17 protein-coding genes are annotated in these 19,595 nt (G+C 70.7%); 9 read left to right on the plus strand and 8 right to left on the minus strand.

Features of this window, described 5'->3' with window-relative positions; translation table 11 throughout:
* The first annotated feature begins 3 nt into the window (after nucleotides 1-3).
* A complete protein-coding gene (locus WG209_RS12310; protein WP_337175343.1) occupies nucleotides 4-372 on the plus strand; it encodes an HNH endonuclease in 369 nt (122 codons plus the stop codon).
* Here WG209_RS12310 and WG209_RS12315 read toward each other — a convergent pair.
* The gene (locus WG209_RS12315; protein WP_337175344.1) at nucleotides 350-2,437 is read right to left on the minus strand and encodes a S46 family peptidase; all 2,088 of its coding nucleotides are present in this window, start codon (nucleotides 2,435-2,437) and stop codon (nucleotides 350-352) included. The two genes, WG209_RS12310 and WG209_RS12315, sit on opposite strands and share 23 nt — an antisense overlap.
* A 168-nt stretch (nucleotides 2,438-2,605) precedes the next feature.
* On the opposite strand from WG209_RS12315, the gene WG209_RS12320 reads away from it, so the two are divergent.
* Nucleotides 2,606-3,265: a hypothetical protein gene (locus WG209_RS12320; RefSeq protein WP_337175345.1), complete on the plus strand. Its 660-nt coding sequence runs from the start codon at nucleotides 2,606-2,608 to the stop codon at nucleotides 3,263-3,265.
* A 9-nt stretch (nucleotides 3,266-3,274) separates the two neighbouring features.
* Here the strand turns inward: WG209_RS12320 and WG209_RS12325 are convergent, their stop codons facing one another.
* On the minus strand, nucleotides 3,275-6,628 hold the full coding sequence (locus WG209_RS12325; protein ID WP_337175346.1) for a protein kinase: 3,354 nt from the start codon (nucleotides 6,626-6,628) through the stop codon (nucleotides 3,275-3,277).
* Nucleotides 6,629-6,828: 200 nt separating this feature from the next.
* On the opposite strand from WG209_RS12325, the gene WG209_RS12330 reads away from it, so the two are divergent.
* Complete coding sequence (locus WG209_RS12330) at nucleotides 6,829-7,632, plus strand: DUF1080 domain-containing protein (protein WP_337175347.1); 804 nt, start codon at nucleotides 6,829-6,831, stop codon at nucleotides 7,630-7,632.
* A gap of 43 nt (nucleotides 7,633-7,675) precedes the next feature.
* Here WG209_RS12330 and WG209_RS12335 read toward each other — a convergent pair whose 3' ends face one another.
* From WG209_RS12335 to WG209_RS12345, 3 genes are all read right to left on the minus strand, one after another.
* Nucleotides 7,676-8,584 carry a dihydrodipicolinate synthase family protein gene (locus tag WG209_RS12335; protein WP_337175348.1) on the minus strand — a complete coding sequence of 303 codons (909 nt, stop codon included), beginning with the start codon at nucleotides 8,582-8,584 and terminating at the stop codon, nucleotides 7,676-7,678.
* Nucleotides 8,585-9,390: 806 nt separating this feature from the next.
* A complete protein-coding gene (locus WG209_RS12340) occupies nucleotides 9,391-11,586 on the minus strand; it encodes an oligopeptide transporter, OPT family (protein ID WP_337175349.1) in 2,196 nt (731 codons plus the stop codon).
* Between the two features lie 43 nt (nucleotides 11,587-11,629).
* Complete coding sequence (locus WG209_RS12345) at nucleotides 11,630-12,310, minus strand: nucleoside monophosphate kinase (protein ID WP_337175350.1); 681 nt, start codon at nucleotides 12,308-12,310, stop codon at nucleotides 11,630-11,632.
* 111 nt (nucleotides 12,311-12,421) lie between these two features.
* On the opposite strand from WG209_RS12345, the gene WG209_RS12350 reads away from it, so the two are divergent.
* Nucleotides 12,422-13,051, plus strand: a complete 630-nt coding sequence (locus WG209_RS12350) for a histidine phosphatase family protein (RefSeq protein ID WP_337175351.1) — start codon at nucleotides 12,422-12,424, stop codon at nucleotides 13,049-13,051.
* A gap of 28 nt (nucleotides 13,052-13,079) precedes the next feature.
* On the opposite strand, the gene WG209_RS12355 is transcribed toward WG209_RS12350, so the two are convergent.
* Both WG209_RS12355 and WG209_RS12360 read right to left on the minus strand, forming a co-directional pair.
* Nucleotides 13,080-13,382, minus strand: coding sequence for a glutaredoxin family protein (locus tag WG209_RS12355; protein WP_337175352.1), 303 nt, complete (start codon nucleotides 13,380-13,382; stop codon nucleotides 13,080-13,082).
* Nucleotides 13,383-13,392: 10 nt separating this feature from the next.
* Nucleotides 13,393-14,085 (minus strand): DUF1080 domain-containing protein, encoded by a 693-nt coding sequence (locus WG209_RS12360; RefSeq protein ID WP_337175353.1) that lies wholly within the window; start codon nucleotides 14,083-14,085, stop codon nucleotides 13,393-13,395.
* 236 nt (nucleotides 14,086-14,321) lie between these two features.
* On the opposite strand from WG209_RS12360, the gene ald reads away from it, so the two are divergent.
* From ald to WG209_RS12380, 4 genes are all read left to right on the plus strand, one after another.
* On the plus strand, nucleotides 14,322-15,434 hold the full coding sequence (gene ald, locus WG209_RS12365) for an alanine dehydrogenase (RefSeq protein WP_337175354.1): 1,113 nt from the start codon (nucleotides 14,322-14,324) through the stop codon (nucleotides 15,432-15,434).
* A gap of 114 nt (nucleotides 15,435-15,548) precedes the next feature.
* The gene (locus WG209_RS12370) at nucleotides 15,549-15,854 is read left to right on the plus strand and encodes a hypothetical protein (protein ID WP_337175355.1); all 306 of its coding nucleotides are present in this window, start codon (nucleotides 15,549-15,551) and stop codon (nucleotides 15,852-15,854) included.
* Nucleotides 15,851-16,972: an S-methyl-5-thioribose-1-phosphate isomerase gene (mtnA, locus tag WG209_RS12375; protein WP_337175356.1), complete on the plus strand. Its 1,122-nt coding sequence runs from the start codon at nucleotides 15,851-15,853 to the stop codon at nucleotides 16,970-16,972. The genes WG209_RS12370 and mtnA overlap by 4 nt, the downstream gene beginning before the upstream one ends.
* A 22-nt stretch (nucleotides 16,973-16,994) precedes the next feature.
* Nucleotides 16,995-17,312: a Dabb family protein gene (locus tag WG209_RS12380; protein WP_337175357.1), complete on the plus strand. Its 318-nt coding sequence runs from the start codon at nucleotides 16,995-16,997 to the stop codon at nucleotides 17,310-17,312.
* On the opposite strand, the gene WG209_RS12385 is transcribed toward WG209_RS12380, so the two are convergent.
* Complete coding sequence (locus tag WG209_RS12385) at nucleotides 17,309-18,151, minus strand: methyltransferase domain-containing protein (protein ID WP_337175358.1); 843 nt, start codon at nucleotides 18,149-18,151, stop codon at nucleotides 17,309-17,311. The genes WG209_RS12380 and WG209_RS12385 overlap by 4 nt on opposite strands.
* A gap of 269 nt (nucleotides 18,152-18,420) precedes the next feature.
* Here WG209_RS12385 and WG209_RS12390 point away from each other — a divergent pair, with 269 nt between their 5' ends.
* Complete coding sequence (locus tag WG209_RS12390) at nucleotides 18,421-19,443, plus strand: YsnF/AvaK domain-containing protein (RefSeq protein ID WP_337175359.1); 1,023 nt, start codon at nucleotides 18,421-18,423, stop codon at nucleotides 19,441-19,443.
* The last annotated feature ends 152 nt before the right edge of the window (nucleotides 19,444-19,595 follow it).

Genomic DNA, 19,595 nt, shown 5'->3' on the forward strand with positions numbered 1-19,595 from the left:
GCCGTGACGACCGCCGACAAGCTAGACCTCGCCGCGAGGACCGACTCGACCTTCGAGCGTCGCGGCGGCGACTGGGTGGGGAAGTGCCTGATCTGCAACGGGCCGATCGCCTTCGTCGCCGCGACGGGCGAGGGGGCGACGCTCGAACACATCCGCGCCCGGAGCCGGGGGGGCGGCGAGGACGCCCGGAACCTCGCCGCCGTCCACGGCCGCTGCAACTGGGAGAAGGGCCGGCGCTGGGACCCCAAGAAACGGCGCTCGGCCGCCGACTACGAGGCGTTCGTGGAACGCCTCCTGGTCAAGCGGGCCGGGCGCTGGCGGCCCTTGCCGCCGGGGCCCGACGCCGGCGTCAGCGGGCGGTCAGCTCCCTGAGCAGGTCGTCGGCGCGGTAGACCGACCGGAGGGCCTCGACGATGACGCGAGAGTCCACCGACACGGCGCGGGCGACCGCGTCGTCATAGCCGAAGTCCAGGACCAGCGACTGGATGTTGCCGTCGAAGATGAGGCCGACGACCTCCCCGTCGCGATTGACGACGGGGCTCCCGGAGTTGCCGCCGATGATGTCGGCGGTGCAGACGAAGTTGAACTCCGCGTCCATGTCGAGCCGGCCGGCCTCCCTCGCCTCGCGCCACGATTGCGGGAGCTTGTACGGCGGCTTGGCCCCGTGGGCCTTCTCGTGCTCGAACGCCCCGGCGACCTTCGTGTACGGCGGAATCTCCTTACCGTCGACGGCGTACCCCTTGACCGCGCCGAAGGCCAGTCGCAGGGTGAAGGTGGCGTCGGGATAGATGCTATCCCCCTTCTCCTCGAAGAGCGCCCTGGCGATGAGGGCGTAGTTGGCCGTCTCGACCCCCTCGACCTTGTCCTCGCGCTCCTTGCGGAGGGCGCGGGCCTCGGGGTCGACGGCGATCGCCAGCTTGATCATGGGGTCGTCGCTGGCCTGGATCGCGGCCTTGCCCCCTTCGGCGAGTTGGCGGCGGACGGCCACGTCGGCGAGCTTCGTCCCGCCGACGAGCTCGGCGGCGGCCTGCTCGGGCGAGCGGCCGTCGAGCACGCGGGCCAAAACCGGGTCGTCCGGGGCGATCTTCTTCCAGTAGGCGAGGCCGAAGGCGAACTTGGCCTGTTCGAAGGCGGGGTAGATGGGCGCGGTGGAGAACAGCTCCAACTCCAGCGACTCGAGGGCGGAGTCGCGATACTCCTTCAGGCGGTCGGCGTTGGGCTTGGGCTTCTCCTCGGCCAGCCGGACGAGGTCGCGGGCGATGTGGAAGAGGGTCGAGTCGAGCCCCCGCCCGCGTTCGAGGAACATGTACGGCCGGGCCGTCTTCACGTTCACCTTCTGGGCCTCGGCGATCTTGTCCCACGCCGCGCCATAGGCGGCCTGCCGGGCCGGGTCGGCGGCGATTCGGGCGCGCAGCTCCTGCTCGGCGGCGCGCTTGCGGGCCATGAACTCGGGATTCTTCAGCCCTTCCAGGCCGCCGGTGCGGGCCTTGCGGCTGTTCTGGATGGAGAAAAGCTCCTCCTTCGCCTGGCGGAACGCCTCGTCCCCTTGCTTGCCGAAGCCGACGAGGAACTCCTCCTTGGCGTGGAGCCAGTCGAGCAGGCTGGGGAAGCCGAAGTCGCGGAGGTACTCCACGCTCGCCACGGTGTTGAGCCGGTCGGTGCGGCCGGGGTGCCCGGCGACGAAGACGAGGTCCCCCTCGCGGGAGCCGTCGGGGCTCCATTTCAGGTAATGCTCGATCCTGGCCGGCTCGCCGTCCTCGTAGGCGCGGAAGAAGCAGACGTCCAGGCACCAGCGGGGGTATTCGAAGTTGTCCTCGTCGCCGCCGAGGAACGCCACCTCGAACTCGGGCGCGAAGACCAGCCGGACGTCGGTGTACTTCTTGTAGGTGTAGAGGTGATACTGCCCCCCCTGGTAGAGGGTGACCACGTCGCTGCGGAGGCCGGTCTTCTGGGTCGACTCCTTCTCGATCTCGGCCGACGCCTTGCGGCGGGCGAGCGCGGCGGCGGCGTCGTCCATGTCGGGCCGGACGCCCGCGTTCACCCGCGCGGTGACGTCCTCGATGGCGACCAGGACGTTCAGCTCCAGGTCGGGGGCCTTGATCTCGCGGTCGCGCGTCGGCGCGTGGAAGCCGCGGTAGTAGTAGTCGTTCTCGGGCGTGCTGAGCTTGGCGAGGGTGTCGGCGCCGACGTGGTGGTTCGTCATGATGAGGCCGTCGGCCGAGACGAACGACCCCGAGCCGCCGTTGTTGAACCGGACGGCCGCCGATCGCAGGTGCTCGGCCCAGCCGGGGGGCGGGGTGAAGTTGTACCGCGCCTTGAGGGTCTCCAGGGGAAGGTTGTTGAAGACCCACATCCCCTCGTCGCCGCGAGCCGTCGTCATGGACATGATGATGCAGGCGCCCGCGAGGGGCGCGATCCACTGCCGTCGTATCGACATACACCTGATCTCCGGGAGGTCGCGGGCCGTCCCGCGGTCGGACGATGCATCTTCGGGCCGCCGCGCGTCGGCTGTCAAGGAGGCGGGAGGCCGGCGGGGGCTTGATCGGGCCGGTCGGCCGGCGCACATTCGAGGCGGACCACCCTCCCATCGCAAGGAGCCCCGAACGTGCGACCTCCCGTGACGCTGGCGGCCGTCATCCTGATCGGCCTCGCCCCGTGCCTCGCCCTCGGCGACGAGCCCTCCTCGGCCCTCTTCCGCGACGACTTCGAACGCGACCTCCCGACCGGCTGGACCTTCACCGACCCGGCGGCCTGGCGGATCGCCCGGACGGAGGAGGGGGGGCGCGCCCTCGAACTTTTCGCCGCGAGCAAGTACGAGCCGGAGGTCCGCTCTCCGCTGAACATCGCGCTGATCGAGGGGAAGGAATTCGGCGCCTTCGAACTGCGCGCCAAGATCAGGTCGACCGTCAAGGACTATGGCCATCGCGACCTGTGCGTGATCCTGGGCCACGTCGACCCGTCGCATTTCTACTACGTCCACATCGCCAAGGAGGCCGATCCCCACGCGCACAGCGTCTTCGCGGTCGACGGCGCGCCTCGCGTCTCGATCGCCGAGTCGCGCACCAAGGGCGTCGAGTGGGGCGACGGCTGGCACGAGGTCCGGGTGGTCCGAGAGCCGGAGTCAGGGCTGATCGAGGTCTACTTCGACGACATGGAGAGCCCGATCATGACGGCCCACGACAAGCGGTTCGCGAAGGGGGCCGTGGGGCTGGGGTCGTTCGACGACCGGGGGATGTTCGACGAGGTGACGATCCGGGCTCGCTGATCTGGGGCCCTAAGGCAGGGGCCCGCGCCAGAATCTAATGATCCCGACGTGGTCGGCGGAGGCCAGGGTCTCGCCGTCCGGGGAGAAGGCGACCGCGTTCACCTGGGCGCGATGCCCCGGGAGCGACAGGAGTTCCTCGCCGGTGGACGGGTCCCAGAGCCGGACCACCTGGCCGAGCCCCGCGGCGGCCAGGGTCCGCCCGTCCGGGCTGAAGGCCAGGCACCGCAGGTCCCGATCGTCGCCCGGCACGACCTGGCGCGGCCGGAGGCCGCCGGCGTCGAGGAAGTAGATCAGGCCCTCGCGGTCGCCCGCCGCGACCGTCCGCCCGTCCGGGGCATAGGCCACCGCGAGCATGGGGCCGCGTCCCTCGTGAGACGCGACGACGTCGCCGTTTGCGGTGTCGAGGAGCCGGACGACGCCGCGGTCGTCGGCCACGGCGAGCCGGCGGCCGTCGGGGGAGATCGCCACCTGGTGCACCCGGTCGTGGGTCCGGGGCAGCCGTCGCTCCGGCGGCGGCATGATTCGCCAGAGGACGCGACGGCTGGCGACGTCCCAGGCCAGCACGGTCCCGCGGTCGCCGCCGGCGTAGACGACGGGCCGCGTCGGGTCGACGGCCACGCTCCGCCCCCATTCGCCGTCGGGAAGCTCGACCGACACGACCTCGCCGTCGTCCAGGGACGGCCGGATCCGGATGGCCCGCTCGCGACAGAGGTGCGCCGTGGCGATCCAGGAGCCGTCGGGCGAGAAGACGAGGCCGGACACCGTGGCCTCGCTGTCCCTCCACTCGCGGACGATGCGGCCGTCGGGCATCCGGAGCCGGATCGTCTCCTCTTCCCTGTCGTTGTTCGAGGAGCTGCCCAGGAGCTTGCCGTCGGGGCTGTAGGCCAGCGCCCAGGCCTCGTCGTCGTGGCCCTTCAGCATGTCTTCCGGGCCCGGGTCGACGGAACGGCCCCATTCCCATCGCCAGGCGTAGAGGCCCTGCGAATAGATGAGTTCCGGGCGGGGGCCATGCCGAAGCGCCCAGGGGCCGGGCAGGCCAGTGTGCCGCGCGGGCGACTCGGCGAGGAGGCGGCCGTCCTCGGCCGAGCGCAGCTCGATGCGGTCGGTCCCCTGGTGCTCGGTCCTGTGGACGAGGAAGGCGGTCCCGTCCGGGGTGAACTGGATGTGCTTGCTCTCGACGCCCGAGCCGGAGGGGGCTTCGAGGACTCGGACGTTCAGCCCTCGCGACGGGTCGACGAGGCGGACCTCCTGCGTCACGGTGCGCAGCGCGACGGCGTCGCCGCCGGGCTGCATCGAGGCCTCGGCGATGGACGCGTCGAAGCCGGAGATGCGTTGTAGGAGCCGGCCATCGGCGGTGTCGTGGATCGCCAGCTCGACGTCCCTCTCGCGCGAGACGCACACCCGCCTACCGTCCGCCGAGAAATTGCAGACGCCCAGGTCGACCACCGGGGCGTCTCGCAGCGGGACGACCGCCTGGGCGGCCAGGTCGTGGACGGCCATGCGGCCCTCGTCGTCGATGACCAGGGCCCGCCTCCCATCCGCCGAGACCGCGCAAAGCACGGGGAACCGGACCGGCGGGGCCGTCTCGTCCAGGGGCCCGTGGTCGGACCAGGTCCAGATCTCGCCGGAGAATGGCGCGTCGGCCGCCGGGACGTGGACGATCAGGCGGAGGTGGCCCTCGCGCGGGATGCTGGCCGACCTGATCAGGACGGAGGCAGGCAGGACGCGGCGGCCCAGCAGGGTCCCGTCCGAGGCGTCGCGGATCTCGACGGCCCGCGTCCGCCCGATCCTGTCCTCCGGCTCGATGGTCACCAGGACGATCTTGCGCCCGTCTCGCGAGAAGGCGGGGTTGGCGTTGAGGACCATCGCCCCGGTCGAGACCCACCAGCCAACCGCGTGGCTATTCAGATCCTTGAGGGAGACGCCCGCGGCGCCCCCGTGGACGAGCTTGGATCCGTCGGGGGAGAGGGCGAGGTGGTCGAAACCGGCCTCGGCCCCGAAGATCATCCGGGCCTCCCGGCGGGTGAGTTCCCAGAGGTGCCGCCACGCAAACTCGCGGCGGTCTCGCTCGCCATCCTGGGGGATGAGGCCGTGCAGGTTGAGCTGGGCGCGGCTGAGATGGCCCGTCTCGTAGGCACGTCGGGCGAGCTGGACCCGCGACGCGTAGGCGTGCTGCTCGGCGCGGTCGCGGCCCCGGCTCAGGGCGACGGTCCAGGAGGCGAACCCGGCGGCGAGCACCACCGCGAGGAGCAGCGCCGACGCGGCGAGCCAGGCCGATTTCGGCCGGCGGCGGGCCCATCGCCTCGCCCGCTCGACCGGCCCCGGCCGGCGGGCGCGGACCCGGCGGCCGGCGAGGAAGGCGTCGAGATCGTCGCGGAGGGCATCAGCCGTCGCGTAACGGCCCCCGGGCTCCTTGTCCAGGCACTGCAGGACGATGTTCTCCAGCGAGCGCGGGATCCCGGGGCGGAGGACGCGGACCGGCACCGGCTCCACCACCATCACCATGCCCAGGGTCTCGACCGCCGACTCGCCCCGGAACGGCGGCCTGCCGGTGAGCAGCTCGTACAGCACGGCCCCCAGGCCGTAGACGTCGGTCGGCCGGGCGATCATGCTCCGACGGCCGGCCGCCTGCTCGGGCGCCATGTACGGCGGCGACCCCATGACCATGCCCGTGCGGGTCGCGGTCGCCATCGGCGACTCGCCGTCGTCCATCAGCTTCGCGAGGCCGAAGTCGGTCAGCCGCGGCGACAGCGCGTCGGGGTGCGAGTCCGGCGTCGATCCCGGCAGCATGACGTTCGAAGGCTTGACGTCCAGGTGGACGACCCCCCGCCCGTGGGCGTGCGCCACGGCGTCGGCCAGGTCCCGGACGATCCTCGCGGCCTCTCGGGGCGTGACGGGCCGGTTCCTCGCCGAGAGCCACTTCTCCAGGTCCGGGCCGTCGCAGTAGTCGCTGACGATAAAGAGCTGGTCGAAGTCCGAGGCCAGCGGGAGGTGCGGGACGATTCCCGGGTGGTCGAGGCGGGCGACGGCCTCCGCCTCCTTGCTGAATTGCCGCAGCATGGCGGGCGTCGGCATCAGGCCCGGCGCGGGGACCTTCACGGCCACCAGGCGGCCCGTCTCGGGGTGGATGGCCCGATAGACCACCCCCATGCCGCCGCGTCCGATCTCCTCCAGGTCGCGGAACGGGCCGAGGGCCTCCAGCCGGCTCGGCCCCTCCTCCTCGTCGCCGTCGAGGTACTTGCGGGCCTCGGCGAGGTCGCGCGCGTCGAATTCGCCGAGCAGCGCCTCGAACGGGTCGCCCTCGAAGATGGTGGGCGTCGAGCCGACGTATCGCGGGTCGTCCGGGGGCTCGTCCGGATTCATCGTGTCGTCAGGCGGCTCGTTCGGATCCATCGGGTCGCCCTGGATGAACGGATGGAGCGGGGACAAACGTGTTAAAGTATCGCCAACGATGGCGGGCCCGATCAATGGGTGTATCGACCCGGCCCCCCCCTGGATTCCCGCCGGCGAGACGGCGAAGATGGGGGCTCTTCGACCCATCCGGCCCGATCCAGGAGCCCCCCATGACCGCCCGCCTCGCCCTCCCCCTCGTCGTCGCCCTGATGCTCGGGCCCGCCACCGCCCCGTCGGCCTCGGCCCAGGCCCCCGCCGAGTTCAAGCCCGGGGAGTGGACCAGCCTGCTCAACGGCAAGGATCTGGAAGGCTGGATCCCCAAGTTCACCGGCAGCCCCATGGGGGAGAATTACCGCGACACCTTCCGGTTCGAGGACGGCGTGCTGAAGGTCTCCTACGAGAACTGGGACGAGTTCAAGGGGGAGTTCGGCCACCTGTTCTTCCATCAGCCGTTCTCGAAGTATCGGCTCCGCGTGGAGTACCGCTTCGTCGGCGAACAATGCCCCAAGGGTGCGGGCTGGGCCTTCCGCAACAGCGGCGCGATGCTCTACAGCCAGGACCCCACCACCATGCGCAAGGATCAGGAATTCCCGGTCTCGCTGGAGATCCAGTTCCTCGGCGGCGGCGAGACGGGCGAGCGTCCCACGGCGAACGTCTGCTCGCCGGGGACGGTCTTCACGATGGGCGGGAAGCTCATCACCCAGCACTGCACCAACTCCAACTCCGCCACCTTCCGGGGCGACCAGTGGGTGACGGTGGAGGTGGAGTGCCACGGATTCGGGACGATCAAGAATTACGTCAACGGCGAGCTGGTGATGGAGTACGAGAAGCCCCAGCTCGACCCCAACGACCCGGACGCCGCGAAGCTCATCAAGGACGGCCGGCGCGACCTCGCCGGGGGCTGGATCGCCCTCCAGGCGGAGTCGCACCCCATCGAGTTCCGCAAGGTCGAGGTGATGCCCCTGGAGGACTGAGCGCGTCGGATTGAAATGAGAAAGAGCGGCGCGGGCCCGAGGGTCACTCGGGCTTGCGCAGCGGCCTGGGGAACGCGTCGAGCGGGGAGAGCCGCTCCCACAGCGCGACCCGCTCGGCCTTCGACAGGTCGCGGATCGGCGACCGGACCGGGCCGCAGTCCACGCCGAGCATCGGCATGATCGCCTTCGACGCGGCCTGGAAGCCGAACTCCTGGAGGATCTTCACCAGGTCCACGGAGATCAACTGCTCGCGCCGGGCGGTCTCGAAGTCCCCCTTCGCGAACGCGGCGTCGATCCTGCGATAGATGGGGGACGAATAGTTGTAGGTATTGCCGACCGACCCGGTGATCCCGAGGGTCAGCCCGGGGAAGTAGCATTCGTCGAAGCCGAGCAGCACTCCATAGGCGCCGCCGTCGAGCCGGACGCATTCCTGAAGCTCGACGAAATCGCTGTTGGTGAACTTCAGGCCGGCGAGGTTGGGGATGACGGGCTTGGCCGCGCGCATCACCCGGGACATGGGCATGCTGACGCCCGTCATGCTGGGGATGTCGTAGATGTAGAACGGGAGCGGGGAGACGGCGGCGGCGATGGGCCGGTAGAACTCCACCAGCTCGGGGATGCCGGTCGGCTTGAAGTAGCCGGGGGCCACGGCCGAGACGGCGGTCGCGCCGATCTCCCGCGCGTGGGCCGCCAGCCCGATCGCGTCGGCCTGGCAGTACGCCCCGACGTGCAGCACCACCTTGAGCGTGTCGCCGGCGACCTCGACCCAGCGCTCGCCCAGCGCGCGGCGCTCGTCCAGCGTCAGCGAGGACCATTCCCCCGTCGAGCCGACCGCGAAGACGGTCTCGTGGCCGCACTCGCGGAACAGCTCCGCCTGGAGCGCCACGGCTTCGAGGTTCAGCGACCCGTCGGGGTGGAAGGGGGTGTGCGGCGCGGGGATCAGTCCGGTCATCGGCCCAGGCATCGGATGCGGCTCCCGTCGGTGTCGTTGGCGGCCATTTGGATCGGAGATTTCCCTAGTCTACCGCATCGCGGGCGGGTGGCTTCGATTTGGCTTCGTTCGCGCGCCGCGTCGATGCGGCCGGGCGAGCGATTGTTGTCGCAAGGAGCGTGATGGCATGCGTTTGCGGCGACGAAATCGCGTCGGCAAGTTGGCTTCGTTCGTCGAACACGACGCGGTATTTCGTGTCGCGGACCGAGCGAGCGGGGAGGAAATGCGGGGACTCGGCTCCCGGGGAACGGAGGGCCACGCGGGCGGTGGACGAGGGCCCGTATGCTTCCGCGATGGCACCGGCCACGCGGGAGGCGCAACGTTGCGCTGCGCGGTCGGCGATGAATTTCGCCCGGGTTATTTCCGTGCTCTTCGCCGCTAGTGATGGGCGGCCACGCCGCCGGCGGGCGGGGGCCGGCGAGATTCGGAGGTGCGATCGTTCGCGCGTGGACCATGGACCGGTGCCATCTCGATCGATCCGCCGACCCTCACCCGGCACCGCGGGCCATCCTCTTTCGACGGGAGATGGGGTGCCAGCTCCAGGCTCGCCAGGCAAGCCGCGCGGCCTCCAACGGCTGCCGGCCCCTGGCGAGAGACGGGACGACTTCGCCGTTTCATCCGGTAGGATTTCCGTGCTCGTCGTCATGCCCAATTCTCCCACCAATGCCTCCGATCGTCGAGCCCCCATCTGATTACCGATGTTCACAAAATGGGAGGCGCGACGAATAACGGAGGAAAGTCGAACGGTTGCGCATGGACCGGCACGGTCAGGGGGCTTCGGACGGCTCTGTGGCCTCGCGTTTGCCGGTCAGGGCGACGACGAGAAGGACGGCGGCCAGCGTGGCGAAGGCGGCCAGGGTCGGGAGGATGAACTGGGGCGGGCCCCCGTCGGCGACGCGGGAGAAGTCGACGGCCTTCCCGAGATCCTCGAAGACGACCAGGAGCGCGATCAGGATGCCGGCCAGAGAGCCGCCGGCGATCAGCCCGGTGGCCATCATCGTGCCGGGGCTGGTCTCGGATTCGTCGGCCGAGAACTTGCGGATCCTGTCGACGACCAGCCGGACGAGGCCGCCGATGAAGATCGGCAGCGTGGTGGAGAGGGGGAGATAGACCCCCACCGCGAAGGCCAGCGCCGAGACCCCCGCGAGCTGCGCCACGATCGCCAGCACGGCGCCCAGGATCACCAGGCCCCAGGGGAGGTTCCCCGACATGATGCCGTCGATGATGGTGGCGAAGAGTTGCGGCTGGGCCGGGTTGAACTTCGTCGTCGGGGCGCCGCTGCTCGTGTGGTCGAGCCGGCCGCCGATGCCCGGGTCGACGATCCAGGCGGGCCGGTTCGCCTCGTCGACGAGGTAGACCCCCGGCAGGGCCCCCTCGATCGGGGCGGTCAGTCGCCAGACCTTGTAGGTTGTCCCTTCGTGCTCGGCGGTCTCGGTCAGGCCGGCGGGGGCGGAGACGGTCGGCAGGTCGGCCGGCTGGTCGGAGATCGTCGTGTGGGCGTCGTTCAGGGCGATCAGGGTCCCGCCCATCACCACGGCCGACACCAGCGCCCCCACCAGGATCGCGACCTGCTGCTTCCAGGGGGTGGCCCCGACGAGGAAGCCCGTCTTGAGATCCTGCGACGTGGTGCCTCCGTTTGACGAGGCGATGCAGACGATCGCCGCGACCGACAGCGCGATCAGCCGGTATTCGCCGCCGACCCAGCCCAGCATCACGAAGATCACGCACGTCAGCAGCAACGTGGCGATCGTCATCCCGGAGATCGGGTTCGACGACGAGCCGATGACGCCGGTGATCCGGGAGCTGACCGTGACGAACAGGAAGCCGAACAGGACGATCAAGAGCGCGCCGGCGACCCGGCCGATCGGGTCGGTCGGGATCAGCGGCGACGCGGCGATCAGCCCGACCAGGCCGAGCGTCCCCAGGAAGACGAGGGAGATGGGGATGTCTCGGTCGGTCCTCGGGAGGCCGGCCGGCGAGCCGTCGTCCCCCTCGACGGCCTTGAGCGCCCGGACGCTGCCGAGGAGCGACGCGACGATCAGCGGCAGGGCGTTGAGCATGCTGAGGATGCCCCCCGCCGCGACGGCCCCCGCGCCGATGTATCGGACGTACTGGCCGGAGATCTGGCCGGCGCTCATCTCGGCGATCCGCGCCTGTCCCGGCGGCAGGACCGTCGGCACGCCTTCCCCGAAGTACGCGATCATCGGCACCAGCATCAGCGAGGTCAGCAGCCCGCCGCCGACCATCACCGCGGCGATCCGCGGGCCGATGATGTAGCCGACCCCCAGCAAGGTCGGGTCGGAATCCATGGCGACGACGGCCTTGTCGTAGCCCTTGACGCCGGTGATCGCCGCCTCCCACTTCGTCGACCAGAACCGGAAGCCCTCGGTCATCAGCTTGTAGGCTCCCCCCAGGCCGAAGCCGAGGAAGACGGTGCGGGCGTTCGACCCGCCGCGTTCGCCGACCATCAGGACCCGGGCGCAGGCGGTCCCCTCCGGGTAGGGGAGGGCGCCGTGTTGCTTGACGATGAACGCCCGGCGCAGGGGGATCATCATCAGGATCCCCAGCAGGCCGCCGAGCACGGAGACCAGCATCACCCGCGACCAGTCCAGGTCGTAGCCCAGGAGCATCAGCGCGGGCATCGTGGCGCCGACGCCGAAGGCGATCGACTCGCCGGCCGAGCCGGCCGTCTGGACGACGTTGTTCTCCAGGATCGTGGCCCGCCGCAGGCCGAAGGCGCGGGAGAGGCCCCGGAAGATGGTGATGGCCAGCACGGCCACCGGGATCGACGCCGAGACCGTCATGCTCACCTTCAGGAACAGGTAGAGCGACGACGCGCCGAAGACCACCCCCAGCAGCGACCCCAGGGCGACCGCCCGGAACGTCAGCTCCGGTGGCTCCTGGGAGGCCGGGACGAACGGCTGGAACTCGGAGGCGGACGACGGACCGTGGGCGGTCGCCATGGGGCGGGTCTCCCGAGGGGCGGCTGGGGTGTCGGCGGGGGGGTCAGGAGACGGCGTCGGCGGCGGGCTCGGGCGTGGGGATCAATGGCGCGGCACCGCGCTTCAGCTCCGAGAGCCGGTTGACGATGTCCTTGAGGACGTCGATCATCTGCTGCCCGGCGTCGACGTTGTAGACGAGGCTCGGGTCGTAGAAGCTCAGGGTCTTGACGGTCTCGTCGTGGTAGGTCGCCATGCGGCGGCGGATGACGTCCTCCTTCATGTCGTCGAGGCGGTTCTCCAGCAGGGCGCGGGAGCGCAGCCGCTTCATGGCGAGCTTCTCGTCGCGGATCTGGAGGTGGAAGATCTGGACGACGTCGAGCAGGGGCGAGAGCCCCTCGGCCTGGGCGTAGCTGCGCGGGAGGCCGTCGAGGATGAGGGTGTTGAAGTCGGGGACGAAGAACTCCTGGAGCTCCAGGATCTTCAGGTGGCGTTCGAAGATGCGATAGGTCAGCTCGTCCGGGACCATGCGGCCGACGGAGGTGAAGCTCTCGATCTCCGCGCCGATCCGGCCCATCCGGGGGATCTTGCGGAAGACGTCTCCCATGGAGATGTGGACGAACTCGGGAATCTTGCCCAGGACGGCGCCCTGGGTCCCCTTGCCGCTGCCGGGCATGCCGAACAGGAGGATGGTGCGGTACTTGCCCCGGGGGGGGGCGGCTTCCTGGCTGGTCCCGTCTGCGGTCATCACGATACCCTGGTTGGAAATCTGCGCGCCCGGCCCGGACGGCCGCTCGGCGCGATGGCGGGCATGAGGCCCGCACCATTGTGGCCCTTCGAATCGCCCGGGAGCAAGAAGTTGCAGGAAACCCGCCTGGCCCTGATCCGTCACGCCGAGACCGCCACGCCGAACGTCTTCCACGGGGCTGAATCCGACATCGACCTGAGCGCCTGGGGCGAGCATCAGGCGCGCGTGCTGGCCGACCATCTGGCCGCCCGCGGCGCCGAGGCCGTCTACTGCTCGGGCATGCGCCGGGCGATCGCCACCGCGAAGCCGATCGCCGCCGCGCTGGGGCTGGAGCCGATCGTGGTCCCGGAGCTGCACGAGCGGAAGATCGGCCCGCTCAGCGGCATGGCCCGCCAGGAGGGCTGGGCCGTCTACGAGGAATCCAAGACGCGCTGGATGGCCGGCGACCTGGAGTTCAGCCATCCCGGCGGCGAATCGTTCGCCGACATCGCCCGCCGCGTCACCCCCGTGATCGACGGCCTTCGGCGTCGCCATCCCGGCGGGCGGATGGTGGTGATCGCCCACGGCATCGTGATCCGGGTCGCGCTGCTGAACATGCTCCCGGACCGCGTCCCCGCCGACTTCGATCGGATCGCCATCGACTTCGCCTCGATCAACGACCTGGCCCACGACGGCGTCTCCTGGCGCGCCGAGGCCCTCAACGTCGTCGTCGCGCCGTCGCCCGCGAAGCCGGTGGCGTGACGAGGAACGGCCCGGGGTCGGCTCCGTTTCAGCCCCTCGGGGCCTCGGCGCGGAGCAGGCGCTCCAGCAGTCGAGGGTCGACCTGGCCCCGGCACCGGACCTTCCCCGCGACCGCGACGACCGGGACTTCCATCCCATATCGGTCGCGGAGCGCGGGGTCCTGGTCGACGTCGACCTCCTCGACCTCGATGCGATACCTGCCGCGAAAGCCGTCCAGGACGTCCTTCGCCTTCACGCAGCAGCCGCAGCCCTGTCGCGAGTAGACGGTGATCGCCAGGGGCGGGGCATCTTCGTCGCGACGGGGGAAAAGCCGGCCGAGGAGGGAGGTCATGGGGATGGGCTCACAGGGACTTGAGCTTCAGGTTGCGGAATTCCACCTTGCCGCGCTCGACTTCCAGGCCGAGGTAACCCCGCGGGACGCCGCAGCCGTTCCACTCGTTGGCGACCGCGCCGTTGACCCACAGGGTGACGTTCCGGCCCTTCACGGTCAGCTCGTAGCTGTTCCACTCGCCGGCCGGCTTGACCCGGTTCTCCTTCACCTCGCCGGAGAGGTCGAACTTCTTCGTGAGGAGGTTCGCATAGGTCGCGCCGACGAGGTAACCGCCCGAGGCGTCGCCGACGCGAGCCTGGTGCCACCAGCCGGCGTCGTTGGAGTTGCGGAAGTAGACGCCGCCGGCCGGGTCCTTCGCCGACGGGTCGGGGACGATCCGCCATTCGACGTGGAGGACGAAGTCCAGCAGCACCTGGTCCAGCCGCAGCCACTCGCGGTCCGGGCCGGGGGCGGTCGCGGTCAGGACGCCCGTCTCGCGGTCCAGGCTCCAGGGGGAGTCCTCGATCAGGTCGCCGCCGGCGGGGATCGGCTCGCGGGTCCAGGCGTCCAGGCCGGCGCTCGACGGCCCGAGCAGGTCGCTCCAGCCGGCCGGCTCGGATTCCAGCTTCGAGGGGACGTCGCCGCCGTCGGCGGCCCCCAGCGCCAAAACGATCGCCGCCGGGACGAACAGGGCCAGGATCTTCCGCACGCGCGACTCGGACATCGGGACGCTCCTACATCAAACCGTCGCGGCCCGCCGGCGCGTCGCCGCCGGGCCGCCGAAACCCCCATTCTAGCGCGCCGGCCGGGTCGTCACAACCGAGGCGAGCCGAGGCGGCCGGGGCCGGTCGTCCCTTGATTCGGGAAGCGTCGTCGTATCGAATGCTTGTGGCGATTCGGCGGCGGCCGACGGCGCGAGGAGAGCGCCCGGCGACGTCCGACGTCGAGGAGTGCAGGGCGATGATCGTGGGGGTCCCGAGGGAGATCAAGGCGGACGAGTACCGCGTCGCCATGCTGCCGGTGGGCGTCGAGGAGTTGACGCGCGCCGGGCACCGCGTGCTGGTCCAGGCCGGCGCGGGGCGGGGGAGCGGGCTCGACGACGCCCTCTACGAGGCCGCCGGCGCGACGATCGTCGCCGACGCGGCCGAGCTGTGGGCCCAGGCCGAGATGATCGTGAAGGTGAAGGAGCCGCTCCCCTCGGAATGGCCCCTCATCCGGCCCGGCCACGTCCTCTTCGCCTACTTCCACTTCGCCGCCGACGAGGCCCTGACGCGGGCCGTCCTGGAGTCCGGCGCGACGGCGATCGCCTACGAGACGATCCGGGACGCCCGCGGGTCCCTGCCGCTGCTGACCCCCATGAGCGAGGTCGCCGGCCGGATGAGCATCCAGCAGGGGGCGAGGTTCCTGGAACGCCCCCAGGGCGGGCGCGGGGTGCTCCTCTCCGGCGTGCCGGGGGTCGCCACGGCGGAGATCGTCGTGCTGGGCGGGGGCGTCGTCGGCGCGAACGCGGCTCGGGTGGCCGCGGGGCTGGGGGCGAATGTCAAGCTGCTTGACATCAACCTGGATCGGCTCCGCTACCTCGACGACATCATGTCCGCCAACGTCACCACCTTATTCTCCGACCGCCACACGGTGCGCGAGGCCGTCGCGACGGCCGACCTCGTGATCGGCGCCGTGCTGGTGGTCGGCGCCCGCGCCCCTCGGCTGGTGACGCGCGAGGACGTGTCCGGGATGAAGACCGGCGCGGTGATCGTCGATGTGGCGATCGACCAGGGCGGATGCATCGAGACCAGCCGGCCGACCACGCACCACGAGCCGACCTTCGTCGTCGACGGCGTCATCCATTATTGCGTGACCAACATGCCCGGAGCGGTGGGCAGGACCAGCACCTACGCCCTCTGCAATGTCACGCTCCCCTACGCCTTGCGGCTGGCGAACCAGGGCTGGCGCGCCGTCGCCGAGGCCGACGCGGGCGTGGCGGCCGGGATCGACATTTGCAAGGGACGCGTGACCAACTCGGCCGTCGCCGCCACCTTCGGCATGCCGGCGGGAGACTGGCGCGATCGCGCCTGACCCCGTCTCGGCCGCTCCCCATCGAACCACCGTCCGCCGGCCCCGTCGTCGTCGCGAAGTCGACGACGGCCCGGCATCCCTTTCCGCGAACGGAAGTCGAGGAGAAGACCAACGATGAGTCACGACGAGCACGATCACGCCGGCGAGAGCGAGCACGACGTCGAGGAGGCCCTGGAAGAGGCCCTGGAACTGGACACCCAGAGCCAGATCTTCCTGGAGATGCGGCGTCAGAACCTGGAGTTGCTGCGGATCGCCTCCGAGGTCGCCGGCTACTCCGGCCAGCACCCCGCGCTGAAGCCCGGCGACGTGCGCAACGCCCTGCGCAACATCTGGGACGTCTACGCCGAGTTCTACTCGTGGATCGACCCCGAGGAGTCCGAGGACTCGGAAGAGGAAGACCTGGACGAGGAGGAGGAATGACGGCCGTCCCCCCGGGCGAACCCGAGGCCGGCCCCCGCGAGGGGGCCCGCCGCCGGTTCAAGACGGTGCAGTGGATCGGCGACGCCGCCGGCGGCCGGCTCCGGATGATCGACCAGACCCGGCTGCCGACCGAGTTCGTCGAGATCGACTGCGAGGACGTCGAGTCGGTCTGGTGGGCGATCAAGCGGCTGAGCGTGCGCGGGGCGCCGGCCATCGGCGTCGCCGCGGCCTACGGGGCGGTGATCGGGGCCCGTTCGCGCGGGACTGCCGACGTCGCGACCGTCCGCGAGGCGCTCCGCGACGCCGCCGCGCGGCTCGCCACCAGCCGCCCCACGGCCGTCAACCTCTTCTGGGCGCTCGACCGAATGAGGCGCGTCGCCGACGCCGAGACGGCGGAGACCGGCGGCCTGCTGCTCGACCGGCTGCTCGCCGAGGCGCGCGCGATCGCCGACGAGGACCGCGCGATGTGCCGGGCGATCGGCCGCCACGGCGCCGAGCTGATCTCCAAGGGCGACGGCATTCTCACCCACTGCAACGCCGGCGGCCTGGCCACGGCCGACTACGGCACGGCGCTGGCGGTCATCTTCTCGGCCCACGAGCAGGGCAAGAGCCCGCGCGTCTTCGCCGACGAGACCCGGCCGCTGCTCCAGGGCGCCCGGCTGACGGCGTGGGAGCTGGCCGGGCAGGGGATCGACGTGACGCTCATCTGCGACAGCATGGCCGCGCAGGTGATGAAGGAGGGGCGGGTGCAGGCCGTCGTCGTCGGGGCCGACCGGATCGCCGCCAACGGCGACGCCGCGAACAAGATCGGCACCTACGGCGTGGCGGTCCTCGCCAGGCACCACGGCATCCCCTTCTACGTCGCCGCCCCCTCCAGCACGTTCGACCTGTCGCTGGCCGACGGCTCCGGCATCCCGATCGAGGAGCGCGACCCCAGCGAGGTGACGGAGGGCTTCGGCCGACGCACCGCCCCCGAGGGGGTCGGCGTCTACAACCCCGCGTTCGACGTCACCCCGGCCGGGCTCATCAGCGGCATCATCACCGAGCGAGGCGTCGTCAGCCCCGTCTCCGAGAAGGCCATCCGCGCCGCTCTTGGCGGACCGCCGGCCGATCCCTGAACCCCCTTCGGACTCTCCCCACATGCTCGCGCACAGCGTCTTCTTCTCGCTCAACGACCCCTCCGAGGCCTCGATCGAGGCACTGCTCGCCTCCTGCCGGGAGCTGCTGGACGGCCATCCGGGCGTCCTCTTCTTCGGCGTCGGCACGCTCAATCGCGAGCTGACCCGCCCGGTGAACGACCTGGCGTTCGATGTCGCCCTCCACCTCGTGTTCGACTCCAAGGCGTCCCACGACGCCTACCAGGTCGCCCCCCGGCACGTCCGGTTCGTCGAGGAGAACAAGTCGACCTGGAAGCAGGTCCGCATCTTCGACGCCGACATCCAGAGCACCGCCGTCTAATCGACGGGGAGGGTCGAGATCGCCAGGTGATCGACGCAGATCACCAGGGCGTCCGGGTCGTCCAGGAGGTAATCCGGGGCCCCCGGCGCGATCCGCTCCTCGACGCGGCGCAGCGCGTCGCGGTCGAGGCGCGGTCGCGCTCGCTCGCGAATATCCGCCAGGTAGGCCTCCAGGAAGCGGCGGGTCGGCGCGTCGAACGGGGCGCGGCGGTTGAAGGCGAAGCTGACGACCTCGCAGGGGGGGAGGCCCGCCGCGCCGAATACGCGCGGGAGGTCGCGGGCGACGTAGTATTTCGACGGCCTGTCCGACCGGGCCTCGAAGGCCTCCAACTCCGCGCGCCGGAGGTCCAGCTCGACGTCCACCGGCCATGGCAAGATCACATGATGAAGTTCGTCGCTTTCGAAGACGGCGACGCGACCGCCGCCGCGCGCGATCCGCTTCAGACGGCGCAGGGCGGCGACGGGGTCGGGCAGGCTGTACAGGCTCTGCGCGCACCAGACGAGGTCGGCGACCCCCGCGACGAGCGGGTCGTGGTCCAGATCCAGCCGCACGAAGTCGACGCGATCGGATAGGCCGGCCGAGTCGATCCTCCGCCGGGCGACGTCCAGGAAAGCCGTCGACGCGTCCACGGCGACGACCTTCCCGGAGCGCCCGGCGCGCTCGGCGAGGAGCCTGGTGTAGAAGCCGTCGCCGCAGGCCACGTCCACGACGACGTCCCCGAACCGGACGCCGGCCGCGTCCACGGCGGCTCGCAACTCGGGTTCGAAGGCCTCGTGGTAATCGGCCATCATGCCCGCGTATTCCGGGAGCCCATCTCCGCCGTCCGTCTCGATCGTCATCGTTCCACCCCCTCGCGCCGGACGACATACCCTGTCAGCATGGCGTCACGATTCAATATGGCCGATTTCGCCAAGCAACCGGCGTTCCCCTTTGGGCGACGCTGGAGCGACGAGAGAAGTTGTCGAGCCGGCCCGCGGCGGCACCGAGTTTGCGTTGACAGGAAGCCGTCCGCTGCGGCGAGGCGGCCCGTCCGAGGGGGAAGCACACGCCCGCCGCGCCCCCCGGCCCATTCGGGCTTTCCAACTTCACATACAACAGGAGATTAAACATGGCCATGCGCAAGGATCCCGAAAAGAGCGTCGACGTCCCGCCGACCGGCAGCCGCAATCCGGATCCGATCACCGACGCCCCGGGCTCGCACCCCGTCGAGACCGGCATCGGCGCGGCGGTTGGCGGCCTCGCCAGCGGCGCGGCCATCGGCTCCGTGGCCGGGCCCGTCGGCACCGCCATCGGCGCGGCTGTCGGGGCGATCGCCGGCGGATACGCCGGGAAGGGCGTCGGCGAGCTGATCGACCCAACGACCGAGGACAACTGGCTCCGCGAGAACTTCCACTCCCGCGACTACGCCAAGGGCTCCAGCTACGAGACCTATCAGCCCGCCTACGACTACGCCCGTAGCTGCGAGGCGACCTGCGCCGACCGGCCCTACGAGGAGGTCGAGAGCGACCTTAGGGCGGGCTGGGACAAGACCGAGCACGCCGCGAACCTGTCGTGGGACCAGGCCAGGCCGGCCATGAAGGACGTGCACCACTACCGCGCGGCCAACCGCTTCGCCACCGAGTCGGCCGACCGCTACGAGAGCAGGCCGTTCGCCGAGATCGAGAAGGACCTGAGGGCGAGCTGGGACAAGACCAAGCACGCCGCCTCGATGTCGTGGGACAAGGCCAAGGACGTGGTGCGCGACGCCTACGAGCGGACCATCCCGCTCCGCGAGGAGCGCCTCAAGGTCACCAAGCGGCCCGTCGAGGCCGGCTCGGTGGACATCCGCAAGGAGGTCATCACCGAGGATAAGACCATCACGGTCCCGGTCGAGCGCGAGGAGATCGTGATCGAGCGCCACGCCGCCTCCGGCCAGGCCGTCCAGGGGGGCATGAAGGGCGCCGGCGCCGAGGAGATCCGCGTCCCTCTCCGCAAGGAGGAGGTCGAGATCGGCAAGGAGACCGTCGTGACCGAGGAGGTCAGCGTCGGCAAGCGGACCGTCCACGGGACCGAGAAGGCCTCAGGCACCGTCCGCAAGGAAGAGCTGAAGGTCGACAAGCACGGCGACGTCGACATCAAGGATCGTCGCTGAGCCCCGGCGAGCCGGCCGAGCGATCGGCCGGCCGACCGCGTCGCGCGCGGCCCCGCCGCCGCCCGCCATCGCGGGAGGCCCGGCGGGGCCGTCGCGTTTCGAAAGCCAGGGGGGCGATGACGGTCGTCGCGCGCCGAAGCCGAGGCTTCGGC

This window comes from Paludisphaera sp., from assembly GCF_037189885.1.
Classification (GTDB): Bacteria; Planctomycetota; Planctomycetia; order Isosphaerales; family Isosphaeraceae; genus Paludisphaera.

Bases quoted from the DNA above. Each gene is read 5' to 3' on its own strand.
- WG209_RS12315 (WP_337175344.1), bottom strand. From the start codon at position 2,437: ATGTCGATACGACGGCAGTGGATCGCGCCCCTCGCGGGCGCCTGCATC.
- WG209_RS12325 (WP_337175346.1), bottom strand. From the start codon at position 6,628: ATGAATCCGGACGAGCCCCCGGACGACCCGCGATACGTCGGCTCGACG.
- WG209_RS12330 (WP_337175347.1), top strand. From the start codon at position 6,829: ATGACCGCCCGCCTCGCCCTCCCCCTCGTCGTCGCCCTGATGCTCGGG.
- WG209_RS12335 (WP_337175348.1), bottom strand. From the start codon at position 8,584: ATGACCGGACTGATCCCCGCGCCGCACACCCCCTTCCACCCCGACGGG.
- WG209_RS12340 (WP_337175349.1), bottom strand. From the start codon at position 11,586: ATGGCGACCGCCCACGGTCCGTCGTCCGCCTCCGAGTTCCAGCCGTTC.
- WG209_RS12345 (WP_337175350.1), bottom strand. From the start codon at position 12,310: ATGACCGCAGACGGGACCAGCCAGGAAGCCGCCCCCCCCCGGGGCAAG.
- WG209_RS12355 (WP_337175352.1), bottom strand. From the start codon at position 13,382: ATGACCTCCCTCCTCGGCCGGCTTTTCCCCCGTCGCGACGAAGATGCC.
- WG209_RS12360 (WP_337175353.1), bottom strand. From the start codon at position 14,085: ATGTCCGAGTCGCGCGTGCGGAAGATCCTGGCCCTGTTCGTCCCGGCG.
- ald (WP_337175354.1), top strand. From the start codon at position 14,322: ATGATCGTGGGGGTCCCGAGGGAGATCAAGGCGGACGAGTACCGCGTC.
- WG209_RS12370 (WP_337175355.1), top strand. From the start codon at position 15,549: ATGAGTCACGACGAGCACGATCACGCCGGCGAGAGCGAGCACGACGTC.
- mtnA (WP_337175356.1), top strand. From the start codon at position 15,851: ATGACGGCCGTCCCCCCGGGCGAACCCGAGGCCGGCCCCCGCGAGGGG.
- WG209_RS12380 (WP_337175357.1), top strand. From the start codon at position 16,995: ATGCTCGCGCACAGCGTCTTCTTCTCGCTCAACGACCCCTCCGAGGCC.
- WG209_RS12385 (WP_337175358.1), bottom strand. From the start codon at position 18,151: ATGACGATCGAGACGGACGGCGGAGATGGGCTCCCGGAATACGCGGGC.
- WG209_RS12390 (WP_337175359.1), top strand. From the start codon at position 18,421: ATGGCCATGCGCAAGGATCCCGAAAAGAGCGTCGACGTCCCGCCGACC.